19 protein-coding genes are annotated in these 20,473 nt (G+C 66.1%); 13 read left to right on the top strand and 6 right to left on the bottom strand.

Annotated elements, in window-relative coordinates; genetic code table 11:
- Positions 1-15 precede the first annotated feature (15 nt).
- A complete protein-coding gene (locus RIT73_RS11815) occupies positions 16-2,157 on the top strand; it encodes a helicase-associated domain-containing protein (RefSeq protein WP_309132278.1) in 2,142 nt (713 codons plus the stop codon).
- A gap of 152 nt (positions 2,158-2,309) precedes the next feature.
- Positions 2,310-3,944, top strand: coding sequence for a DNA repair helicase XPB (locus tag RIT73_RS11810; RefSeq protein WP_309132277.1), 1,635 nt, complete (start codon positions 2,310-2,312; stop codon positions 3,942-3,944).
- Positions 3,945-4,088: 144 nt separating this feature from the next.
- On the opposite strand, the gene RIT73_RS11805 is transcribed toward RIT73_RS11810, so the two are convergent.
- A complete protein-coding gene (locus tag RIT73_RS11805; RefSeq protein WP_309132276.1) occupies positions 4,089-5,048 on the bottom strand; it encodes a DMT family transporter in 960 nt (319 codons plus the stop codon).
- Between the two features lie 198 nt (positions 5,049-5,246).
- Here RIT73_RS11805 and RIT73_RS11800 point away from each other — a divergent pair, with 198 nt between their 5' ends.
- The 9 genes from RIT73_RS11800 to RIT73_RS11760 all read left to right on the top strand — a co-directional run bounded on the left by RIT73_RS11800 (position 5,247) and on the right by RIT73_RS11760 (position 13,821).
- Positions 5,247-5,807, top strand: coding sequence for a CGNR zinc finger domain-containing protein (locus RIT73_RS11800; RefSeq protein ID WP_309132275.1), 561 nt, complete (start codon positions 5,247-5,249; stop codon positions 5,805-5,807).
- Between the two features lie 193 nt (positions 5,808-6,000).
- A complete protein-coding gene (locus RIT73_RS11795; RefSeq protein WP_309132274.1) occupies positions 6,001-6,756 on the top strand; it encodes a response regulator transcription factor in 756 nt (251 codons plus the stop codon).
- Positions 6,757-6,786: 30 nt separating this feature from the next.
- Positions 6,787-8,583, top strand: a complete 1,797-nt coding sequence (locus RIT73_RS11790) for a HAMP domain-containing sensor histidine kinase (RefSeq protein ID WP_309132273.1) — start codon at positions 6,787-6,789, stop codon at positions 8,581-8,583.
- The gene (locus RIT73_RS11785; RefSeq protein ID WP_309132272.1) at positions 8,580-10,430 is read left to right on the top strand and encodes a trypsin-like peptidase domain-containing protein; all 1,851 of its coding nucleotides are present in this window, start codon (positions 8,580-8,582) and stop codon (positions 10,428-10,430) included. The genes RIT73_RS11790 and RIT73_RS11785 overlap by 4 nt, the downstream gene beginning before the upstream one ends.
- 260 nt (positions 10,431-10,690) lie before the next feature.
- Entirely contained in the window at positions 10,691-10,978 is a 288-nt protein-coding gene (locus RIT73_RS11780) for a WXG100 family type VII secretion target (protein ID WP_309132271.1), read from the top strand.
- Between the two features lie 183 nt (positions 10,979-11,161).
- A complete protein-coding gene (locus tag RIT73_RS11775) occupies positions 11,162-11,905 on the top strand; it encodes a PspA/IM30 family protein (protein WP_309132270.1) in 744 nt (247 codons plus the stop codon).
- Positions 11,905-12,189 carry a hypothetical protein gene (locus RIT73_RS11770; protein WP_309132269.1) on the top strand — a complete coding sequence of 95 codons (285 nt, stop codon included), beginning with the start codon at positions 11,905-11,907 and terminating at the stop codon, positions 12,187-12,189. Before RIT73_RS11775 ends, RIT73_RS11770 begins: the two co-directional genes overlap by 1 nt.
- 124 nt (positions 12,190-12,313) lie before the next feature.
- Entirely contained in the window at positions 12,314-13,222 is a 909-nt protein-coding gene (gene htpX / locus RIT73_RS11765; RefSeq protein WP_309132268.1) for a zinc metalloprotease HtpX, read from the top strand.
- Between the two features lie 23 nt (positions 13,223-13,245).
- A complete protein-coding gene (locus RIT73_RS11760) occupies positions 13,246-13,821 on the top strand; it encodes a hypothetical protein (protein WP_309132267.1) in 576 nt (191 codons plus the stop codon).
- Here the strand turns inward: RIT73_RS11760 and RIT73_RS11755 are convergent, their stop codons facing one another.
- The 3 genes from RIT73_RS11755 to RIT73_RS11745 all read right to left on the bottom strand — a co-directional run bounded on the left by RIT73_RS11755 (position 13,822) and on the right by RIT73_RS11745 (position 15,790).
- A complete protein-coding gene (locus tag RIT73_RS11755; protein WP_309132266.1) occupies positions 13,822-14,034 on the bottom strand; it encodes an RNA-binding S4 domain-containing protein in 213 nt (70 codons plus the stop codon).
- A complete protein-coding gene (locus RIT73_RS11750) occupies positions 14,034-14,861 on the bottom strand; it encodes an OadG family protein (RefSeq protein ID WP_309132265.1) in 828 nt (275 codons plus the stop codon). The genes RIT73_RS11755 and RIT73_RS11750 overlap by 1 nt, the downstream gene beginning before the upstream one ends.
- Positions 14,862-15,040: 179 nt before the next feature.
- A complete protein-coding gene (locus tag RIT73_RS11745; protein WP_309132264.1) occupies positions 15,041-15,790 on the bottom strand; it encodes a sulfite exporter TauE/SafE family protein in 750 nt (249 codons plus the stop codon).
- A 66-nt stretch (positions 15,791-15,856) separates the two neighbouring features.
- On the opposite strand from RIT73_RS11745, the gene RIT73_RS11740 reads away from it, so the two are divergent.
- Positions 15,857-16,642 (top strand): DUF1707 domain-containing protein, encoded by a 786-nt coding sequence (locus RIT73_RS11740; RefSeq protein WP_309132263.1) that lies wholly within the window; start codon positions 15,857-15,859, stop codon positions 16,640-16,642.
- An 80-nt stretch (positions 16,643-16,722) separates the two neighbouring features.
- On the opposite strand, the gene groL is transcribed toward RIT73_RS11740, so the two are convergent.
- Positions 16,723-18,360, bottom strand: a complete 1,638-nt coding sequence (gene groL, locus RIT73_RS11735; protein ID WP_309132262.1) for a chaperonin GroEL — start codon at positions 18,358-18,360, stop codon at positions 16,723-16,725.
- Positions 18,361-18,649: 289 nt separating this feature from the next.
- Between groL and RIT73_RS11730 the strand changes: the two genes are divergently transcribed.
- Complete coding sequence (locus RIT73_RS11730; RefSeq protein WP_309132261.1) at positions 18,650-20,011, top strand: MFS transporter; 1,362 nt, start codon at positions 18,650-18,652, stop codon at positions 20,009-20,011.
- A 132-nt stretch (positions 20,012-20,143) separates the two neighbouring features.
- Here the strand turns inward: RIT73_RS11730 and RIT73_RS11725 are convergent, their stop codons facing one another.
- Positions 20,144-20,347: a cold-shock protein gene (locus RIT73_RS11725; RefSeq protein ID WP_235346758.1), complete on the bottom strand. Its 204-nt coding sequence runs from the start codon at positions 20,345-20,347 to the stop codon at positions 20,144-20,146.
- Positions 20,348-20,473 lie beyond the last annotated feature (126 nt).

Here is a 20,473-nt window from a genome sequence, read left to right as displayed (position 1 = left end):
GATAAACTGACCCTGATGTCAATGACCTTCAGCGCGTGGCTGTCCCAGAGTCCTGATCCCGACTTCGAGTCCTTCGTCAGGACCCGTCGCGATCTCCTCCAACCCGAATCCCCGACGATCGGCGCCCTGGCCGCAGCCGCGTCCTCGCGCATCGGCGTCTCCCGGGGCATCGAGGCTCTGACCGCCACCGAGCTCGACGTGTTCATCGCCCTCGCCACGGCCGCCCGGATGTCCGCCGACATCGCGGTGCGTGAGAATTCCCATATCGATCCCACCCTCGCCGAGGCGGTCCTCCCCCGCCTGCGCGACCTGGGCCTGGCCTGGCCGAGCACCTCCCCCGAGGAGTCCGCAGGCGCCCCGTCCCCGGGTCGGCTGCTCGCCGACCACCCCACATGGCGGATCCAGTCGGAGGCGATCACCCTGTTGCCCACCTCGGCGGCGGAATCGGCACGCGCCCACCCCTGGCAGGCGTCCACCGGCACCATCGATGAGACCGCGGAGACGATCCCGCAGGCCCTCATCCACAACAGCGAACAGGCCGCCGTCGCCGAGGTGATCTCCTCCCTGCGCGGACTGGTCGACGATCTCGCCGTCTCCCCTGTCTCCCGCCTGACCAGCGGCGGCATCTCCAAACGCGACGTCTCACGCTTGGCACGGACGATCGACCTCGGCCTCGAGCAGACGATCACCTTGCTGCTGGCGGCACGGTCCCTGGGCCTCATCGGTGTCCTCGACGACCCGCTCGACCCGCAGTGGACAGCCGGCGACGGCGCCGCGGCCCACCTCGAGGGCGATCGGGCCGACCTCTGGGCCGCCCTCGTCACCAACTGGCTGCGCGAATCCCAGGACGTCGCCCAGCTGGTCGCGGGAACCAGCGCGAACGAGCGGCTGACCGTGCTGGCGACACCGAAGAAAGCTCTGTTCAAAGGGTTCGGGCAGTCGGTTCCGGCAATGCCCCTGCTGCGCTTCACCGTCCTGGAGATCCTCCACGACATCGGTCTCGGGTCCTCGAAGTCTGCGCGCTGGATCCATTCCCAGGTGCTCGCCCGGCATCCGCTCATCCCCGCCCACGAATTCCAGATCACCGAACAGATCCTCCACACGGCGGTCACCTTCGGATTGGCGACCACCCCGCTGAAGAGTCCCGAGCGGTTCGGCCCGAGCCGATTCGGCTCGCTGCTCGGGGCCGGGCTGGCGGCAGCGATGACCGATGAGGCCGCCGAGGATCCGTCGATTGCTCCCCTGGGCTTCAGCCTCGACCGCCTCGAGGTCCCCGCCGAGGTGATCCGCAACGTGCGCTCCGGCCTCGTCGAGGAGGTCGACACCGTCCTCATCCAGTCCGACCTCACTGCGATCGCCACCGGCCCCATCCAACCGCGCGTCCACCACATCCTGCGCCGGTACGCCGTGGTCGAGGCCCGGGGACAGGGAACCGTGTACCGCATCGACGCCGACACGGTGGAGGCCAGTCTGCAGTCGGGCGTCGATCCCCAGCAGGCGCTGGCCCAGCTGGCGGAGATCAGCGCCGAGGAGCTGCCCTCGACGCTCGAGTTCCTCATCACCAACACGGCGGCCCGACTGCACCGGGTGCAGGTCGCCGGCGCCCGCGCGGTCCTCGTCGTCGACGACCCCGTCGACCTCGACGTCATCCTCTCCGACCCACTGATGCTGCCCGCCGGACTCGAGCGTCTCGCCCCGACCGTCGCGGTCAGCCACATCGGCCCCGAACGCACCATGCATCTGCTCGAGTCCGCTGACCACCACGCCTTCCTCCACACCCCGGAGGGGGCTCCGCGCAAACGCGCGGTCATCACCCAAGCCACCCCGGAAGTCCACGTCCGCAAGCGTGCCCGGGTCACGGACGCGCACCTCGACGACTACATCCGGATCCTCCGCTCTCCGCGGGGTCGTCAGCAGAGGGAAACCCGCACCGAGGAGCCGCTGGGACACATGGACCGCCTCCGCGAGGCGGCGACCCAGAAGCAGTTGGTGCGCATCAGGCTCGCCGACTCCCACGGGCAGGAGAGGGTGATCGAGATGTGGCCGGCCACCGTCAACGGCGGCCGGGTGCGAGGAAAGGTCGCCACCACCGGCGCCGAGGCGTCCCTGTCCATCGCGCGCATCGTCAGCGTCGAGCTCCTCGGCCCGGCGGGCTGAGCGTATGCGACCACAGCTCGGTGATCTCGGTCGCGATCCCACGCCGGCGGAACAATCGGCGGGGTCCCGACGTTGACCTCGGCGGAGATCGCGAGGGCACGGTTCGTGCCGAAGCCGGGGACCACCTCGGCGAGAGAGGAATCAGGAGAAGCATGAACGGTCCTTTGATCGTGCAGTCCGACCGGACAGTGCTGCTGGAGTCGGGGCATCCCCTGGCCGTCGAGGCGGCCGTGGCGATCGCCCCGTTCGCACAACTCTCGCGCACCCCGGAGTACATCCACACCTACACGATCACGCCGCTGGGACTGTGGAATGCGCGCGCCAGCGGCCACGACGCCGAATCCGTCGTCGACGTCCTCCTCGAATTCGCGAAGTACCCGGTCCCGCACGAACTGCTCGTCGACATCGTCGACATCATGGACCGCTTCGGCGTGCTCACCCTCATCGACCATCCCGTCCACGGCCTGACCCTGACCTCGAGCGAACCGCACCTGCTCGACCGACTCGTCGGTCAGCCCGACCTCGTCGGGAAGTTCGGACAGCGCCTCGACGCCGACTCCGTCCTCGTCCATCCCTCGGAGCGCGGCGAGCTCAAGCATGCGCTGCTGACCCTGGGCCACCCGGTCTCCGACCACGCCGGCTATTTCGACGGCGAGGCGCACGAGATCGAGCTCAGCGATGACGCCCACGGCGGGGGCTGGCACCTGCGCGACTACCAGAAGGAGGCGATCGAGACGTCCCTGCACGGGGAGTCGGGAGTCGTGGTGCTGCCGTGCGGTGCGGGCAAGACGATCGTCGGAGTGGCAACGATGTCGCGTGTGCAGACGACGACGCTGATCCTCGTCACGAACTCCGTGTCCGCCAAGCAGTGGAAGGACGAGATCCTCGCCCGCACCACACTGACCGAGGACGAGATCGGGGAGTACTCGGGGTCGACGAAGGAGATCCGGCCGATCACGATCGCCACGTACCAGGTGCTCACGACCCGCCGGAAGGGCTCCTACCTCCACCTCGAGCTGCTCGACGCCAAGGACTGGGGTCTCGTCATCTATGACGAGGTCCACCTGCTGCCGGCCCCGATCTTCCGGCTCACGGCCAGCCTTCAGGCCAGGCGGCGGCTCGGGCTGACCGCGACGCTCGTGCGTGAGGACGGACGCGAGGACGAGGTGTTCTCCCTCATCGGCCCCAAGCAGTACGAGGTGCCGTGGAAGGAGCTCGAACGGCAGGGCTTCATCGCGACGGCCAACTGCCACGAGGTCCGGGTCCGCCTCGATGGGGGCACCCGGACGGCCTACGCCCGGGCCGACGGCGAGGATCGGTACCGGCTGGCCGCGACCTCCGATGCCAAGCTGCCGATCGTCAGCCAGCTCGTCGCCGATCACCCGAACGCCCAGATCCTCGTCATCGGCCAGTACCTCGATCAGCTCGAGGAGATCGGGGAGGTGCTCGGCGCCCCGGTGCTCACCGGTCAGACTCCGGAGTCGAGGCGGCAGGAGCTGTTCCGCGACTTCCGGTCGGGCGCCCTGCGGGTGCTCGTCGTGTCGAAGGTCGCGAACTTCTCCGTCGACCTTCCGGCCGCCTCGGTGGCGATCCAGGTCTCCGGCGCCTTCGGGTCCAGGCAGGAGGAGGCACAGCGGCTCGGCCGGATCCTGCGACCCAAAGCCGATGCCGGTTCCGCGACCTTCTACACGGTCGTCGCCGCCGACACCGTCGATGAGCACTTCGCGGCGCAGCGCCGCCGGTTCCTCACCGAGCAGGGCTACAGCTACGACATCGAGATGCGGTAGGACGGGGCCTTCGTCGACGGAGTCGTCAGGGCTGCGGTCGTCGGAACGGGCAGACGGGCACGGCCTCGGGCGACGGAGCACTCAGACAGGCACGGCCTCGATCGACGGAACAGGCAGACAGGCACGGCTCAGTCGACGGAGCACTCAGACAGGCACGGCCTCGGCGGTCAGATCCACGACCTGGCGGCGGGCCACCCGGCGGGCCAGTCGGGCCTCGCCCCACTTGATGAAACCGACGCCGCCGAGGATGAACACCCCGCCGAAGAGCTGGATCGGGGCGGGCATCTCGAAGAGAAGCAGCCAGGCGACGATGACGGAGAACGGCACCTCGATGAGGTTGACGAACGATCCGACGGTGGCGCCGATGTAGCGCAGCCCGAGGATGCCGGTGATGTAGGCGCCGGCCGTGAACGCGATGATCATCGCCATCGGCAGCATCCACGACACCCGGTGCCCGCCGAAGTCGACGTCAGCGGCGGCGACCCCCGAGGGCATGAGCCCGACGAGAACGACGACGCCCATCACGAGCGCGCCCACTCCCATGCCGAGTCCGGTCAGGGCGACCGGCGGCACGTTGATCGATTCCTTCGCCGAGACGAGGAAGTAGCTGGCCAGGCACACGGCCGCCGCAAGCGCCATGACGACGCCGAAGAGGCTGATGTCCGAATTGCGCACATCGAGGATGAGCACCAGCCCGATCATCGACACGACGACCCCGATGAAGGTCACGGTCGCAGGCCTGGTCTTCGATCGCGCCCAGATCCAGAACACGATGAGCATCGGCGCCGTCATCTCGAGCAGCAGAGCCACGGCTACCGTGAGGTGCTCGACGGCCATGAAATAGAACCCTTGGACGCCGGCCATCGAGACCAGCCCGTAGGTGAGAACCGTCTTCCAGTGCCTGCGGACCTCGTCCCAACGACCGCGCAGGGCGATGAGGCTGGGAATGAGCAGGAGAAGGGCCGAACCGGTGAGGCGGATGAGGACGACAGAGCCCGGCGTCCAGCCGATCGCATACATCGTCTTCGCAATCGGTCCGGAGACCGCGAAGAAGAAGGCGGACGCCAGGGTGAGAAGGAACCCCATGACGACGGCACGATTCATTCCTGACCTCCTGAAAGTGGCCGGCCCGAGCTGGGTTCGGATCTGGCTGAGTGCGGACCTGAGTGCGAAGCGCATGAACGGAGTTCGTGCGGGCGAGCTGAGAGTGGTGCGCGAGTGCGCCCTGCCAGTATTTCCCAGTCACACGAAATGAGTCAAATGTGTTTTGCTCCTTACCGCCTGTGGCACAATTGCCGCACCATGACTTTTGCCCACGACATCCGGTCGAACCTCCTCATGCTCGTCGACCTGCTCAACACCACAGGGACTTCCGCCGAGGCGGACGACACCCTGAGGACGAGCGCCCAGCTCAGTGATTTCGCGGCTCGGCACGACTTCTCCGGCCCGCTCGAGGCGACCGATGCCGATGTCGAAGCGACCCGTCGTCTGCGCGCTCGCTTCGCCGCAGCCCTCGCCACCGACGCCGAGGCGGCCGAGGAGGAGGTCGCAAAGGCGGCGAATCTCACACTCGCAGAGACCGACGCGCTGCCGCAGCTGGTCCGGCACGGGGACTGGGATTGGCACCTGCACGCCGTGGGGGCCTCGGCAACCCTGGCCGATCGAGTGGCCGCCGACGTCGCCCTGGTGCTCATCGACCTCATTCGGGCCGGCGAGCTCGCCCGCCTCGGCCACTGCGCCGCCGAGGACTGCGCCGCCTACCTCGCCGATCTCAGCCGCAACCGCTCGAAGAGATTCTGCGACACAGGCAACTGCGCCAACCGCACGCACGTCGCGGCCTTCCGCGCCCGCCAGAGTTCATAGAAGGCGCTTCGCAAAGATGTGAGCGACTTGCGCGAAAGCTGAGAGCCTGCCGAAATTCGCCGTTCTTTCCTGAGAGCTCAAGCGGGAGATTCGCCCCAAAAGGACTTTCCTGAGAACATTCCTGTGACGCAGATCACACTGACATTCAGGAAACAGGCACCCCGCGCTCAGACTTCGGCCGCAGACTGGAGGCATGAGCACACAGAACGAGAACGACATCGAGGCCACACTGCTCGTTGTCGACGATGAGCCCAACATCCGCGAACTTCTGTCCACAAGCCTGCGCTTCGCCGGCTTCGACGTCGTCTCCGCCGCCAACGGCGCCGAGGCGCTGCGCCTGGCCGAGCAGACGAATCCCGATCTTCTCGTCCTCGACGTCATGCTGCCCGACATGGACGGCTTCACCGTCACACGTCGCCTGCGCCAGGTCGGCATGAACGCCCCCGTCGTCTTCCTCACCGCCCGGGACGACACTTCCGACAAGATCACCGGACTGACCGTGGGCGGTGACGACTACGTGACCAAACCCTTCAGTCTCGAAGAGGTCGTCGCCCGGATCCGGGCCGTGCTCCGACGCACCCGCAGCCTCGAGGACGAGGAGAATGCGGTCATCGTCGCGGGAGACCTCGAACTCGATGACGACACGCACGAGGTCCGGCGCTCCGGCATTCTCATCGACCTCTCCCCCACGGAGTTCAAGCTGCTGCGCTACCTCATGCTCAACGCCAACCGGGTGCTGTCGAAATCGCAGATCCTCGACCACGTCTGGGAGTACGACTTCGGCGGTGACACGGGCATCGTCGAGTCCTACATCTCGTACCTGCGCCGCAAGATCGACGTCACCCCGGAGACCGATGCGGCAGGACACCCGATCGAAATGGAATGGACACCGATGATCCAGACCAAGCGCGGAGTGGGCTACATGCTGCGCACACCTGAGTCGAAGTAACCGCGCAAACTCAGGCGGTACATTACTCACGTGGCAAGAGAATCCCGACCCAGCTCCCCCGGCTTCTGGGAAGAGTGGTCCCTGACCACCAAACTGCTGGCCATCATGATGCTCCTGATGCTGCTCGTGCTCTCCGGCACGAGCGCTTGGGTGCTGGAGAATCTGCGCGACAGCCTCATCGAACGCACCGACGAACGGCTCATCTCCGCGTCGGAGACTCTCGCTCAGCAGGCGTACCAGGAGGTCTTCCAGCCCGCCGAGCTGCAGTCGACGGAGAAGCCGAACTCCGGAGACGACTCTCCCGCCACGATCGATTCGAACTCCTGGGACGAGCTCCAGGATCTGCTGCCCGGCGGGTTCTACGTCCAGTTCTACGACTCGAACGGCGAACCGATCCAGGATCCCGTGGCTCCGGAGCCGCACAACCGCCCGATCCTTCCTCATATCACCGAGGAGAAGGTGTATGAGCTCTCGGGGGCTCCATTCACCGTCAGCGGCATCCAGTCGCAGTGGCGGGCGCGGGCGATGAAGGTGCAGAACACTGACATCCTCGTCGCCATCGCGGTGCCCTTCGACCGCGAGATCGACAACATCAACGAACGCGCCCGCAACACGATGATCGGCATCGGCCTGATGGCTCTGGCCATGGTCGCCGGCGTCGGCTACTGGGCGATCAACAACACCTTCGGCCCCCTGCGCGACATCGAGAAGACGGCATCGCGCATCGCCGCCGGAGATCTCAGCCAGCGCGTGCCGAGCTTCCCCCGCAACACCGAACTCGGTCGCCTCTCGGCGGCGCTGAACACGATGCTCGGGCGCATCGAGGACTCGTTCGACGGTCAGACCAGGTCCGAGAAGCGGATCCGGCAGTTCGTCTCCGACGCCTCGCACGAGCTGCGGACCCCGCTGGTGACGATCCGCGGATACGCCGAGCTCTATCGGCAGGGCGCGATCACCAAACCCGAGGACATCGCACAGGCGATGGAGCGGATGGAGTCGGAGGCCAAGCGCATGGGAGTGCTCGTCGACGACCTCGTCGTGCTCGCCCGCCTCGACGAGCAGCGCCGGGCCGAGATCGGCCCCATCGATCTTCACAAGATCGTCCGGGACGCCGCCGCCGACACCGCCGCCCAGGCCCCTGACCGCGACATCAGCTTCATCGGGCTCGACGGCGGCGATGCCCCTCAGGTGCCGCTGATCCAGGGATCGGAGACGAAGATCCGCCAGGTCATCGTCAACCTGGCCGGCAACGCGGTCCGTCACACTCCGGAGAACACTGCGATCGAGTTCGCCGTGGGAACGATCGGCTCACCCGCCGAGGAGGCGCGCAGATCCCAGGCCGGGCGCGGTTCCCGTGAAGCCGGGGTCAAGGCCGGAGCGAAGGAGAAGTCCCGGGAGCGCGGGTTCGTCACCGGGGGCGTGCGGATCTTCCGCCGAGGTGACTCCAGCGGCAACGACCAGTCGGATGCGAGCCAGCCGACGGGCATCGTCCCCGATGTCACCGCCGCCGGAACCGTCTCCGTCGACGACTCGCTGCGTGGGTTCCCCAACGGCCGAGTCCGATTCGAGGTCCGCGACCATGGAGAGGGCATCGAACCCGACGTCGTCCCCCGCATCTTCGAGAGGTTCTATCGCCTGGATGTCTCGCGCACCCGCGACACCGGAGGATCAGGGCTCGGCCTCTCCATCGTCAAGGCAATCGTCGAGAACCATCACGGGGCGATCTCCGTGCACAAGACATCCGGCGGAGGAGCGACATTCCGTGTCGACCTGCCGATCCCAGAGCTCGCAGACAATGCTCCGAACGCGCGAAAGGACGACCGATGAGCAGCAACGACGACCAGGGCACCACCCCGGAGAACCAGAGCCGCGGCGGCGAAGAGGGAAGCACGTCGCCCAGGCGCGGACGCCACGGCGGTCAGGACTACAGAACGTTCCCGCAGGATTCCTCGCGCACGTCATCGGAGAGCTTCCGCAGCGGGGCCGAAGTTCCGCGCACCTTCGGTCCCGCCTCCCCGCAGGGTTCCAATTCCCCCCAAGGTTCCAACTCACCTGAGGGTCCCAACCCGCCTCAGGGTCCCTCGTCCCAGGGTCCCTCGTCCCAGGGTCCCTCGTCCCAGGGTCCCTCGTCCCAGGGTCGCGGTTCGACTCAGGGACCTGAGCGGGTCAGTCCGCCCACCGCGCCTCCGGCTCGCGGGTATGCGCCGCACGCGGCGACGCACCAGGGCACGGACTCCCAGCAGGACCACCGCGGTCAGCAGGCCCAGTACGATCAGCAGGGCCAATACGGTCAGGATCCGCAGCAGGGCACGGGCTCCCAGCACGGCCAGGGAACGTACCCAGGTCAGCCCACTTATGCCCAATCGCCTGTGTATGACCAGGCCGGATCACAGGGCTCCCACCCCGGGGATCCGTCTCGTCACTACGCCACCGATCCCTCCAGCATCCACGGCACTCAGTCGCCCCACCCCTATGGCACGGATCATTCCGGCGCCCACGGCGGTGCTGCGCCCCTTGCCGCAGGCGGCGGCTTCGGACAGTATCCACCGGAACAGCCATCTCGGCGGGAGAAGAAGGGACCAGGCTGGGCTGCCACGATCGCCATCGCCGCGATCGCGGCTCTGATCGCCGGTGCTGCCGCCTTCGCCGGAAGCTACGCGGTGACCTCGATGCAGGAGGAGCCCAATCGTCAGGTGGCCGAGCAGACGATCGAGACTCCGGATTGGACCGAAGTCGCGAAGAAGACCTCGCAGAGCGTCGTCGCGATCCAAGCCGCCTCGGAGGGGCGGGTCGTCGCGCTCGGTTCGGGGTCCGTCTACGACGATCAGGGGCATGTCGTGACGAACAACCACGTCGTCGCCCCGGCCGACACCCCGAGCGGCGAGCTCAACGTGACGATGAAGAACGGTGCGTCGATCCGCGCGAAGATCGTCGGCCGCGATCCGTCGACGGACATCGCGATCATCAAGCTCGAACAGATGCCCGACGGGGTGACGCCGCTTCCCGTCGGCGAATCGGAGAGGCTGCAGGTCGGCGATCCGGTGATGGCGCTCGGCAATCCTCTGGGACTGGCCGACACCGTCACCACGGGCATCGTCTCCGCCCTCGACAGGCCGGTGACCACGGAGAACATCGGTGAAGACGCCACCGCCCAAGAGCGGGAGACGACGATCACGAACGCCATTCAGACCGATGCTGCCATCAACCCCGGCAACTCCGGCGGTCCCCTCGTCGACGGCAACGGCAAGTTCATCGGGGTCAACTCCGCTGCAGCCTCATTGAGCCAGCCGGGAGAGGGTGGAGGCCAGTCGGGGTCGATCGGCATCGGCTTCGCGATTCCCTCCGCCCAGGCTGTCATGATCGCCGATCAGCTCATCGCGACCGGCGATGCGAAGCACCCCTTCCTCGGCATCACCCTCACCGACGGCCAGGTCAAGAGCGGTGGCATCACCCGCAGCACCGCAGAGGTGCAGTCCGTGCAGAACGGCTCACCGGCAGCGGCTGCCGGCTTCCAAGCAGGAGACCACATCGTCGCGGTCGACGGTTCGCCGGTCAACAACGCGATTGCGCTGCGAGCCCTGGTCAGAGCGCAGCCGGTGAAAAAGCCGGTGGACTTCACCGTGATCCGCGGCGGACAGGAGCAGACGATCTCGGCGACCCTGGTGCTCCAGTGACCTTCGCACCGAGTGCCGCCGAGGTGATCCCGACTCCCGTGTCCTCGAGCGACCGCACTCCCGTGTCCACGAGCAGCCTCAGATAGCGCCCACCGGAGCCCGACTCGGCCGCCCGGACCCGGGGAGAGCTGGACGCACTCATGCACGACAGGGTGTGGACGACGAGACCTTCGTCCACACCCTGTCTGTGCGCTCTTCTCACCGACGAGTTCTCCGGTCACGCTGAGGGAGTCATTTCCCGTACACACTGAGGAGAGATCATGAGCTTCGAAGTCGACGCCGATCGCGTCTCGTCCGCCGCCACCGCCACTGCGGCCACCTCCCAGACCCTCGTATCCGAGTCCAACACGATGCTGCGGAATCTGCTCGCGCTCCAGGACTGCTGGAAGGGTGGAGCCGCCCAGAACTTCCAATCCGTGATCAACGAGTGGGAGGCCGCGCAGAAGCAGCTGTTCGAATCGCTCAACTCCATCCACGGGGCACTGAACACCGCCGCCCAACAGTATTCGGAGGTCGAAGCGGCGAACTCGAGGCTCTTCGCTCCCTGAGTTCGGCTTACCGTCATCGGGAAGCGGTCCGGCCACCGGATTCCTTGTCGACACCTGGCAAATTGTCAGTTTTTGTCAGTAAGCTGATGACGATAGTTCCAGGCGGTGCCGGCACGGAAATCCCCATGCGGGAGGACCGGTTTCGCAGCGCCGGGTCAGAACCAATGCAGGAGTCGACTACGGATGAGTATCTTCCAAAGAATCGCGATGATCTTCGGTGCGAAGGCCAACAAGGCCCTGGACAAAGCCGAGAACCCCAACGAAACTCTCGACTATTCGTACCAGAAGCAGCTTGAGCTGCTGCAGAAGGTTCGACGCGGTGTCGCCGACGTCGCCACCAGCCGCAAGCGGCTCGAGCTGCAGATCACCCAGCTCGAACAGCAGCAGAACAAACTCTCGGGTCAGGCTCAGAAGGCCATGGAGATCGGTCGTGAGGATCTCGCTCGAGAGGCACTGACGCGCAAATCCGGTCTCTCGCAGCAGATCACCGATCTCCAGACGCAGCACGAGCAGCTCCAGGGCGAAGAGCAGAAGCTGACCATGGCTTCCCAGCGCCTGCAGGCGAAGGTCGACGCCTTCCGGACCAAGAAGGAGACCATCAAAGCCACATACACCGCGGCCGAGGCTCAGTCGAAGATCGGCGAGGCGTTCTCCGGCATCTCCGAGGAGCTCGGCGATGTGGGACTGGCCGTGCAGCGCGCCGAGGACAAGACGGCCTCCCTGCAGGCTCGGGCCGGTGCCGTCGACGAGCTCATCGCCTCCGGCGCACTCGACGACGTCACGGGCAGCCGCAAGGACGACATCAGCGCACAGCTCGATGCCCTCTCCAGCGACAACGATGTGGAGATGGAACTGGCACGGATGCGCCAATCGCTGCCGGCCGGCTCCCAGAGCCAGCAGAAGTCCCTCGAAGGCGAGGACAAGTGATGATCATCAGAATCATGGGCGAGGGACAGTTCGACGTGGCAGATGTCGACAATGCCGTCCTCCAGAAGTACGACAACGATGTCGAGATCGCAGTCAAGGAAGGCGACGAGACAGCCGCGCGGACGGCCCTCGGCGCCCTGCACGACTTCGTCGTCGGCCACGGCAAGCCGGTCCCCGACGACTTCCTGGGCACCAGCGACTTCGTCGTCCCGTTCGTCGATGCGTCCCTGGAGGACATCGCCGAACTCCTCACCGGCGAGGGCTTCATCCCCGACCCCGTCTGATCCCTCCGCACATCCGCGACAACGACGTTCCGGCCCATTGCCTGCAGCCAGGCAATGGGCCGGAACTGCCATCGGGCCGCAGAGAGCACGCCCCGGCACTCCCCCATACCGAGAGAGGAACACGATGAAGAACCGCTTCGTCAAGGACAACGGACTGAGCCTGCGGATGGGATGGACGGTCTTCCTCAACGGGCTCATCTACGTCATCCTCATCCTTGCGATCTGGTGGATCCTCGGCGGCAGCACGTCGGGGGTGATCATCGCAGTCGTGGTCAGCGGAGGCGTGTTCTTCTTCCAGTGGTACTTCTCCGATTCGATCGCGATGCGAGCGATGGGAGCCAGAGAGGTCACCCCTGAGCAGGCTCCGCAGCTGCACACGATGATCGACCGGCTGTGCCAGCTCTCGGATTCGCCGAAGCCGAAGGTCGCTGTCTCAGACTCCGCAACCCCCAACGCCTTCGCCACGGGCCGCTCGCCGCAGCGCTCGGTCGTCTGCGTGACCCGGGGACTGCTCGAGACCCTCGACCGTGAGGAGGTGGAGGTCGTCCTCGCCCACGAGCTCTCCCATGTCGCCCACAGGGACGTCACGGTGATGACGGTCGCCGGGGTCACCGGTGTCATCGCGGGCCTGATGATGCGTGCCGGCTACTACATGAGCTTCGGTCGCCGCGACAACAACGGCGGTGTGCCCGTCCAGCTGCTGTTCATACTCGTCGGCGTCGTGGTCTACGGTCTGTCGTTCCTGCTCATCCGCAGCCTGTCTCGGTACCGCGAACTCGCCGCGGACCGCGCCGCCGCCATCCTCACCGGGGCACCGTCCACTCTGGCCTCGGCGCTGACCAAGCTCAGCGGGGACATGAACAAGATCCCCCAGAAGGACCTGCGGGCAACCGCCTCGGCGAACCATCTGGCCCTCATCCCCGCCGCGCAGGGCGGGTCGGGCGTCAAGGAGCTCTTCTCCACCCACCCCTCATTGGATCGCCGGCTGGAACAGCTGGGCGAGATCTCCCGCCAACTGTCACAGCCGAACTGACACTCCGACGATCAAGGACTTCCATGGGCTTCTTCGACGCACTCCTCGGCCGCACCGCGCCCAAGCGCGCCAACCTCGATGATCTGTTCGCGCTTCCGCCGGCGGCGATGACGCTCCAGGCCGCCACCGGGTTCGTCCCGACCGGAGTCGGGGCGGTGGCGTTCAGGCAGGTCGAGGGCGCCGCCTTCCAGTCCGCGGAGGAGGAGAGCATCGCCCTCATCGGCTCGGACCCCGCCACCTCCGTCACACAGACCAATGATGGCTTCGGCTACACCTGGCAGGTCATCACGGACGCGAACGGGGATGTCGGCAATCTCGTGACGAATCTGCACGCGGTCAACGCAGCGCTGGTCAACCAGGGGTTCGACTCGATGCTGCTGTGTTCGACGGTCTGCTTCGCCGATGCGGACTCCCGCCGGCTCGCACTCGTCTATCAGTACAAGCGAGGCACGTTCTACCCGTTCGCACAGACGGGTCCCCAGCAGAGGGACAACTCGTTGGAGATCCAGGTCCGCGGTGTGCTCGCCAAAGAGCTTCCGTTCGAGCCGGACACGTCCCGCTGGTCAGCGCTGTGGGATGCCCCGGGTCTCAGCCAGTGACTACTCCGCGCTGACTTCGAAGACTTCGCCCAGAGCTTCGACGCGGTCACCGAGGTGGATCGTGGCCCCGCGCCGGGTCTCGACGACTCCGTTGACACGGACGTCGCCGGCGGCGATCAGGTCCTTGGCCATCGCACCGTCTTCGGCCACGCCGTGAAGTTTGAGCAGCTGACCCAGCTTGATGGACTCGTCGCGGATGGTGATGACGTCCATCAGAAGTCGAAGCCTCCGAAGTCGAATCCGCCGCCGTCGCCGCCGAACAGGCCTCCGCCGTCGCCGCCGCCGATGTCTCCGCCTCCGGCATCTCCGCCGGCGTCCCCGGCCGAGCCGTCGGTGAATCCCTCAGCAGAGGAGCCGTCCCAGCCGCCGCCCATGCCGCCGAAGAGCATTGCGCCCATCAGCACGCCGGGGAGCAGACCTGAACCGGCATAGGAGTTGAAGTAGCCGCGATTGTATTCGGCGTAGGCAGGGCCGGCGTCCCAGTAGGCGCGGCGAGTGTGTCCGTCGCCGGTCACGACTTTGCGGACCGCGGGTTCGGCGCCGACGGCAACACGTTCGGCGTCAGCGGCGCAGACGGGGACCGGGCGGAGCTGGCCGCCCGCGGGTGCCCAGTCGATGTCCTCGACCGAGGGGCCGTGCTGGGGGTTGAAGAAGCATGGCGGGCGGCGGGTGGGAAGGGGTTTGCCCTCGACCCGGGCGCGCACGCACTTCCCGGCATAGCGTCCGTCTTCGAGCGCCTCGGTGACGTGGCGGATGTCGCTGGGTTCGTCGACCCTCTCGAGGGTCTCCTTGGCGGTGTCATAGGCGTCGAGCGCGCGCTTGTAGTCCTGCGCCCCGCCTTCGTCGAGTTCGACACCGGTGGTGAGGATGTCGAGCTCGGCGACTTCTTCGCCGAAGGAGGTGACATCCTCCTCCGCGCTTCGCTTCACCTGCTTGAGCTCTTCTGCTATCAGCTCCTGCTTGCGCTTCTTCTCCTTGCGGTGGCCGATGAAGAAGATGGTGCCGAGAACGATGAGTATCAACAGGAATACTGTTCCCACGATGTGCGCCTCCCGAGGTGAATGTACCTCACCCAGTATGCCCGACTTGTCTGACAGACGACTGAGCCGAACCACCATGTCCGCTCAGCATTCCCGGTTGTCATGGCCTGGATCACGGCGGGAGCACAGGTTCGGCTCCGACTCCGCGCTCGGGTCGCCGGCAGCGCCGTCGGTGGCACTCAGACCACGTGCACGAACCCTTTGATCAAGGTCGCCACTCCCCCGCCGAGAGCGAGGACGATCATCGTGACACGGGCGGCCGACACCGGGAGCCGCTTCGACAGCCATTCACCGAGGCTCAGCCCCGCGGCGAGGACGAGCACGATCGCCACCCATGTGCCCGCATCCAGCTCCGGCCACGCGTTATCGTCCATCGAGAGCTTGAGCACGACGGCGAAGCCGGCCCCGACGATGAGGAACGGCTGCAGGGTGGCGGCGAAGGCTCGATGCTCCCACTTCGTCAGGACTGCGTAGGCGCTGATCGCCGGGCCGCCGGTGCCCGCCGAGGCGGACATCGCACCGGAGAGCAGCCCGGCCGTGAGTTTGGCCGCGGGCCGCGCGGGGAGAGTGTGACCGATATGGCCGATGATCAGGGAGGAGATGATGGACACGACGATGAGGGATCCGATGAGGATCTGCAGCGGAGGTACCGGCAGGGACGCTGCCAGCAGAGCTCCGGGAACCGCTCCGAGGATCGCGCCGAGGGCCAGCTGCCAGAACGAGGGCCATTCGACCTCACGCCAGGTGCGGGCGAAGACGACGGAGCTGGCGAGGATCCCGCAGAGATTGACGAGAACGACGCCGGAGAACGGATCGAGGAGAAGTACGAGGAACGGTCCGCAGACGAGGGCGAAGCCCATTCCCGTGACCCGCTGCGACAGCGCCCCGAGGAAGACGGCGAAGAGGATGAGCAGGACGACGGGTTCCACGCTTCGAGTCTAATCGAGGGGAAATCCGCGGCTTCCCTGCCGAACAGCGCGGCTACAGTGGAGGACATGAAGGAGTCAATCTGGTCGCGGTTCAGTGCCGATCCGCGAATCCACGGCGCGGTTCGCGCCTCGGACGCGGACCGCGCCGTGGTCGCCGAGGCGCTCTCCGAGGCCTACGCCCTGGGGCAGATCAGTGCGGACGAATTCGACGAGCGATTCGATGCCGCCGAGCGGGTGAAGACCCTCGGTGAGGTTCCCGCGCTCGTCGAGGATCTCGTCGTCGAGGCGGGCGAGCTCGAACCGGCAGCGATGGACGACAAGGCGCGGGCGCAGGCTCTCGCTCGCCTCGAGGACGAACGGGTGCCGATCACTCCCGAGCAGATCGCTGCTGCGGCCGAGAAGTACTACCGGAACAGGGTCAGACAAGCGCTCTTCGGCATGATCGCCGGACCGGTGGGGATCACCGTCGCCATCTGGGCCGCGACATCGATCGCGGCGGGCAGCCTCATATTCTTCTGGCCGATCTTCGTGATCGTGCCGGTGCTGTTCGGCGCGCTCTCCCACGTCACCGGCAAGGACAGGATCATCAGCAACAGGAAGAAGGAACTGACCCAGCGAGCACGGGCGCACCTCGGCGATGCCGAAGCGTCACGGAGCTTGGAGGAGCGAAGCAGAACCGGTTCGCGCCCGGAAGCCGACGAGGACATCGGCATCGGCCCGCATCCGGGACTCCACGGGTTGCCGTCACAGCCGCATCTCTTCGCCTCCGGACACCGCCCGCGCAGCAAGGACGAGATCCGCCGTCGACGACGCGAAGCGCGATCGCGGCGCAGACGAGCGCGGGACGATTGAACGCCGAAGGGCGAGGGGATCGGATCCCCTCGCCCTTCGGTAGAGCATGTCAGCGGCCGAAGCCGCTCGGCACGGCTGGGTCAGAAGCCCATGCCGCCCATTCCGTCCATGCCCGCCGCACCTGCGTCGGCACCGGCAGGAGCCTTCTCAGGCTTGTCGGCGACGACCGATTCGGTGGTCAGGAACAGACCGGCGATCGAGGCGGCGTTCTGCAGAGCGGAACGGGTCACCTTGACCGGGTCGTTGATGCCGGCGGCCAGCAGGTCCTCGTATTCGCCGGTGGCGGCGTTGAGGCCGTACCCGCGATCGAGGTGTGCGACCTTGTTGGCGACCACACCGGCTTCGAGACCGGCGTTCGTGGCGATCTGCTTGAGCGGGGCCTCGATGGCGACCTTGACGATGTTGGCACCGGTTGCCTCGTCGCCCTCGAGCTGCAGGTCGGCGAATGCGTCCTTGCCGGCCTGGATCAGAGCGACACCGCCACCCGCGACGATGCCCTCTTCGACGGCAGCCTTCGCGTTGCGCACTGCATCTTCGATGCGGTGCTTGGTCTCCTTGAGCTCGACCTCGGTCGCGGCTCCGGCCTTGATGACTGCAACGCCACCTGCCAGCTTGGCCAGGCGCTCCTGCAGCTTCTCGCGGTCGTAGTCGGAGTCCGAGTTCTCGATCTCGGCACGGATCTGCGCGACGCGACCGGCGATCTCCTCGGCGTCCCCTGCACCTTCGACGATGGTTGTCTCGTCCTTGGTGATGACAACCTTGCGGGCGGTGCCCAGCAGGTCGACGGTGACGTTGTCGAGCTTGAGCCCGACTTCCTCGGACACGACCTGGCCACCGGTGAGGATGGCGATGTCGGCCAGCTGCGCCTTGCGGCGGTCACCGAATCCGGGAGCCTTGACGGCAACGGACTTGAAGGTTCCGCGGATCTTGTTCAGCACCAGGACGGCCAGGGCTTCGCCCTCGACGTCTTCGGCGATGATGAACAGCGGCTTGTTCGACTGCTGGACCTTCTCGAGGACGGGCAGCAGGTCCTTCACGTTCGAGATCTTGGAGTTGACGATGAGGATGTAGGGATCCTCAAGGACAGCTTCCTGACGCTCGGTGTCGGTGACGAAGTAACCGGAGATGTAGCCCTTGTCGAAGCGCATGCCTTCGGTCAGTTCGAGCTCGAGTCCGAAGGTGTTGGACTCCTCAACGGTGACGACGCCTTCCTTGCCGACCTTGTCGATGGCCTCGGCGATCAGCTCACCGATGGCAGGGTCTCCAGCGGAGATACCGGCGGTGGCGGCGATCTGTTCCTTGGTCTCGATGTCGATGGCGTTCTTCAGCAGGACATCGGTGACGGCTTCGACAGCCTTATCGATGCCACGCTTGAGGCTGAGCGGATCGGCACCGGCGGCAACGTTGCGCAGACCTTCGCGCACGAGGGCCTGAGCCAGAACAGTTGCAGTCGTGGTGCCGTCGCCTGCGACGTCGTCAGTCTTCTTGGCGACTTCCTTGACGAGTTCAGCGCCGATCTTCTCGTAGGGTTCCTCGAGTTCGATCTCCTTGGCAATGGAGACGCCATCGTTGGTGATGGTCGGTGCTCCCCACTGCTTTTCGAGCACGACATTGCGTCCGCGGGGTCCAAGGGTTACCTTGACCGCGTCCGCAAGCTGGTTGAGACCTGCTTCAAGTCCCCGACGAGCTTCTTCGTCGAATGCAATCATCTTTGCCATAGTGGCTTAGATCCTCCCTGATGGAGTGGAGTGGGATTCAGAGCAATCGTCAACGCCCGCGACGGCAGAGAGTGCACCCGCATGTTCCATTCCACACGCGGACCACGCCCTCGAAACGATTGGTGGGTCCCTTGGCTTTCACCACTACTAGATTTAGCACTCTCCCCTTGAGAGTGCAAATATGGGCCACCTCGGGGTCCCCGGTTCCGCACCGTCGGCGGAGCTCTGCCGGTCACGAAACCAGCGCCCGCATTTGCGCGGAGAACCGGCCGAGACCGATGCTGAGAGTGTGATCTCCCGAGACTCCGCCGGTGACCAACAGGGCGGCCTGTGGCCGACGATGCTGCCGCTGCTGACGGCGATCCTCGCCGGCGCGCTCGGAGTGAGCATGATCAACACAGCTCTGCCTCGGATCGCACTCGATCTCGACCTGGCGGATTCCGTCCGGGCCTGGGTCGTTGACGCCTATCCCCTGACCACCGCGGTCACGATCGTGGTGGCCGCGCGCCTCGGCGATCGCTTCGGCCGCCGACGCATCCTGATCGCAGGCACCCTCGGTTACGCACTGTCGGCAGGGCTGGCGGCAGCAAGTGCGTTCCCACTGTTCCTCATCATCGCGCGGGTGCTCATGGGGGCATCGAGCGCGCTCATGATCGCCGGCGTGGTCGGAACGATCGGAACTCTGTTCACAGGTCGGAACCTGGTCCTCGCCAACGGCCTGTGGGTGGCAGTGTACGGCCTGGGCAGTTCCCTCGGTCCCGTGCTCGGCGGCATTCTGACCGAGCGCTGGGATTGGCAGGCTGTCTTCCTGGCCAGCCTGCCCCTGGCGTTGAGCGCCACTGTCCTCACCCCCATCTGCCTGGCCGAGACCTCGTCTCCGGGATCGCGCTCGCTCGATGTGCTCAGCGTGATCAGCTCCGGCCTGGCAATCGGAGCAATCGTCTATGGAATCAAACGAATGTCGGTGTCGTGGGCCGAGAGCCCCTTCTGGCTGCTCGGGGGAGGGCTGGTCCTGGCCTTCTTCGTCCTCCGACAGCGACGCCTGCGGGATCCGCTCGTCGCCGTCGATCTGTTCGCCCGCGCCCCGTTCTCTTCTGCGGGCCTGCAGATCCTCGTTGCCTCCGCCACCTCGATGGCCTGTGTCTATCTTCTCAGCATCCACCTGCAGGACCATTTCGGCCGGACTCCGATAGCGGCCGGCCTTGCACTGACTCCACACGCCGTGGCGACGATCCTCGGCGGACTGGTGGCTCCTGTGGTTGCCGCTCGACTCGGCAAGCCGCGGACCATCTGCGGGGCACTGCTCGCCCAGGCTGCCGGTCTGGCATGGCTGGGACTGTCCCCCGAGTTCGGTGTCGCACCGCTCTTCGTCATCGGGTTCGGATTGGGATTCATCGGAGCTCTGTCGACCACGGCCCTGTTCGAGGCCGCGCCGCGCAGCCGCGCGGGACAGGTGGGCGCGATCCAGGAGGTGTTCGTCGCGCTGGGCACCGGCGGTGGAATCGCGGTCTTCGCCACCATTGCGCTGTTTCAGCCGCCCCTGGGCTACACCATCTCGCTGCTCGTAGCGGCCGTGGTCACCGCCGCAACGGCACCCCTAGCACTCCTCACCGGTCGCGGCCCCGGGCAGCGGAGCACCGTCTCCCGCTGAACACACGAGGAGCGCCGGGCATGGCTGCCCGGCGCTCCACAGCGCTTCGGCGGGAGGCGGCCGGAGCCGACTCCCGCCGAAGCGGTTCAGAAGTTCTTCAGTTCTCGAGCTCGGAGAGCGAGCTCTCGAGTCTCAGAGGAGGGTGACGGATTCCGCCTGTGGACCCTTCTGCCCTTCTCCGACTTCGAACTCAACCTGCTGGCCCTCTTCGAGAGCTCGGTAGCCGTCCATCTGGATTGCGCTCCAGTGGACGAACACGTCCTGGTTGTCGCCTTCGAGGGTGATGAAGCCATATCCCTTTTCAGCGTTGAACCACTTGACGGTACCCTGTGCCATTACTTCTCCATACAATGCAGTGTCAATTCCATTCCGCCTTCGACCATCGGAGCGAGTCGCGACGGCAGGGACGGAAGCTAGTAAAACTCAACCCCGCGATGTCTCTCTATTACCTCTGGAGAATGA

It is taken from the genome of Brevibacterium sp. (genome assembly GCF_031179145.1).
In the GTDB taxonomy this organism is placed as follows: domain Bacteria; phylum Actinomycetota; class Actinomycetes; order Actinomycetales; family Brevibacteriaceae; genus Brevibacterium.
Note: the sequence above shows the minus strand (reverse complement) of the source record. Positions and strands in the feature narration are given on the sequence as shown.

What these genes read in the sequence shown, in the direction of transcription:
- RIT73_RS11815 (WP_309132278.1), top strand. Translation starts at nt 16, where the DNA reads ATGTCAATGACCTTCAGCGCGTGGCTGTCCCAGAGTCCTGATCCCGAC.
- RIT73_RS11810 (WP_309132277.1), top strand. Translation starts at nt 2,310, where the DNA reads ATGAACGGTCCTTTGATCGTGCAGTCCGACCGGACAGTGCTGCTGGAG.
- RIT73_RS11805 (WP_309132276.1), bottom strand. Translation starts at nt 5,048, where the DNA reads ATGAATCGTGCCGTCGTCATGGGGTTCCTTCTCACCCTGGCGTCCGCC.
- RIT73_RS11800 (WP_309132275.1), top strand. Translation starts at nt 5,247, where the DNA reads ATGACTTTTGCCCACGACATCCGGTCGAACCTCCTCATGCTCGTCGAC.
- RIT73_RS11795 (WP_309132274.1), top strand. Translation starts at nt 6,001, where the DNA reads ATGAGCACACAGAACGAGAACGACATCGAGGCCACACTGCTCGTTGTC.
- RIT73_RS11785 (WP_309132272.1), top strand. Translation starts at nt 8,580, where the DNA reads ATGAGCAGCAACGACGACCAGGGCACCACCCCGGAGAACCAGAGCCGC.
- RIT73_RS11780 (WP_309132271.1), top strand. Translation starts at nt 10,691, where the DNA reads ATGAGCTTCGAAGTCGACGCCGATCGCGTCTCGTCCGCCGCCACCGCC.
- RIT73_RS11775 (WP_309132270.1), top strand. Translation starts at nt 11,162, where the DNA reads ATGAGTATCTTCCAAAGAATCGCGATGATCTTCGGTGCGAAGGCCAAC.
- RIT73_RS11770 (WP_309132269.1), top strand. Translation starts at nt 11,905, where the DNA reads ATGATCATCAGAATCATGGGCGAGGGACAGTTCGACGTGGCAGATGTC.
- htpX (WP_309132268.1), top strand. Translation starts at nt 12,314, where the DNA reads ATGAAGAACCGCTTCGTCAAGGACAACGGACTGAGCCTGCGGATGGGA.
- RIT73_RS11760 (WP_309132267.1), top strand. Translation starts at nt 13,246, where the DNA reads ATGGGCTTCTTCGACGCACTCCTCGGCCGCACCGCGCCCAAGCGCGCC.
- RIT73_RS11755 (WP_309132266.1), bottom strand. Translation starts at nt 14,034, where the DNA reads ATGGACGTCATCACCATCCGCGACGAGTCCATCAAGCTGGGTCAGCTG.
- RIT73_RS11740 (WP_309132263.1), top strand. Translation starts at nt 15,857, where the DNA reads ATGAAGGAGTCAATCTGGTCGCGGTTCAGTGCCGATCCGCGAATCCAC.
- groL (WP_309132262.1), bottom strand. Translation starts at nt 18,360, where the DNA reads ATGGCAAAGATGATTGCATTCGACGAAGAAGCTCGTCGGGGACTTGAA.
- RIT73_RS11725 (WP_235346758.1), bottom strand. Translation starts at nt 20,347, where the DNA reads ATGGCACAGGGTACCGTCAAGTGGTTCAACGCTGAAAAGGGATATGGC.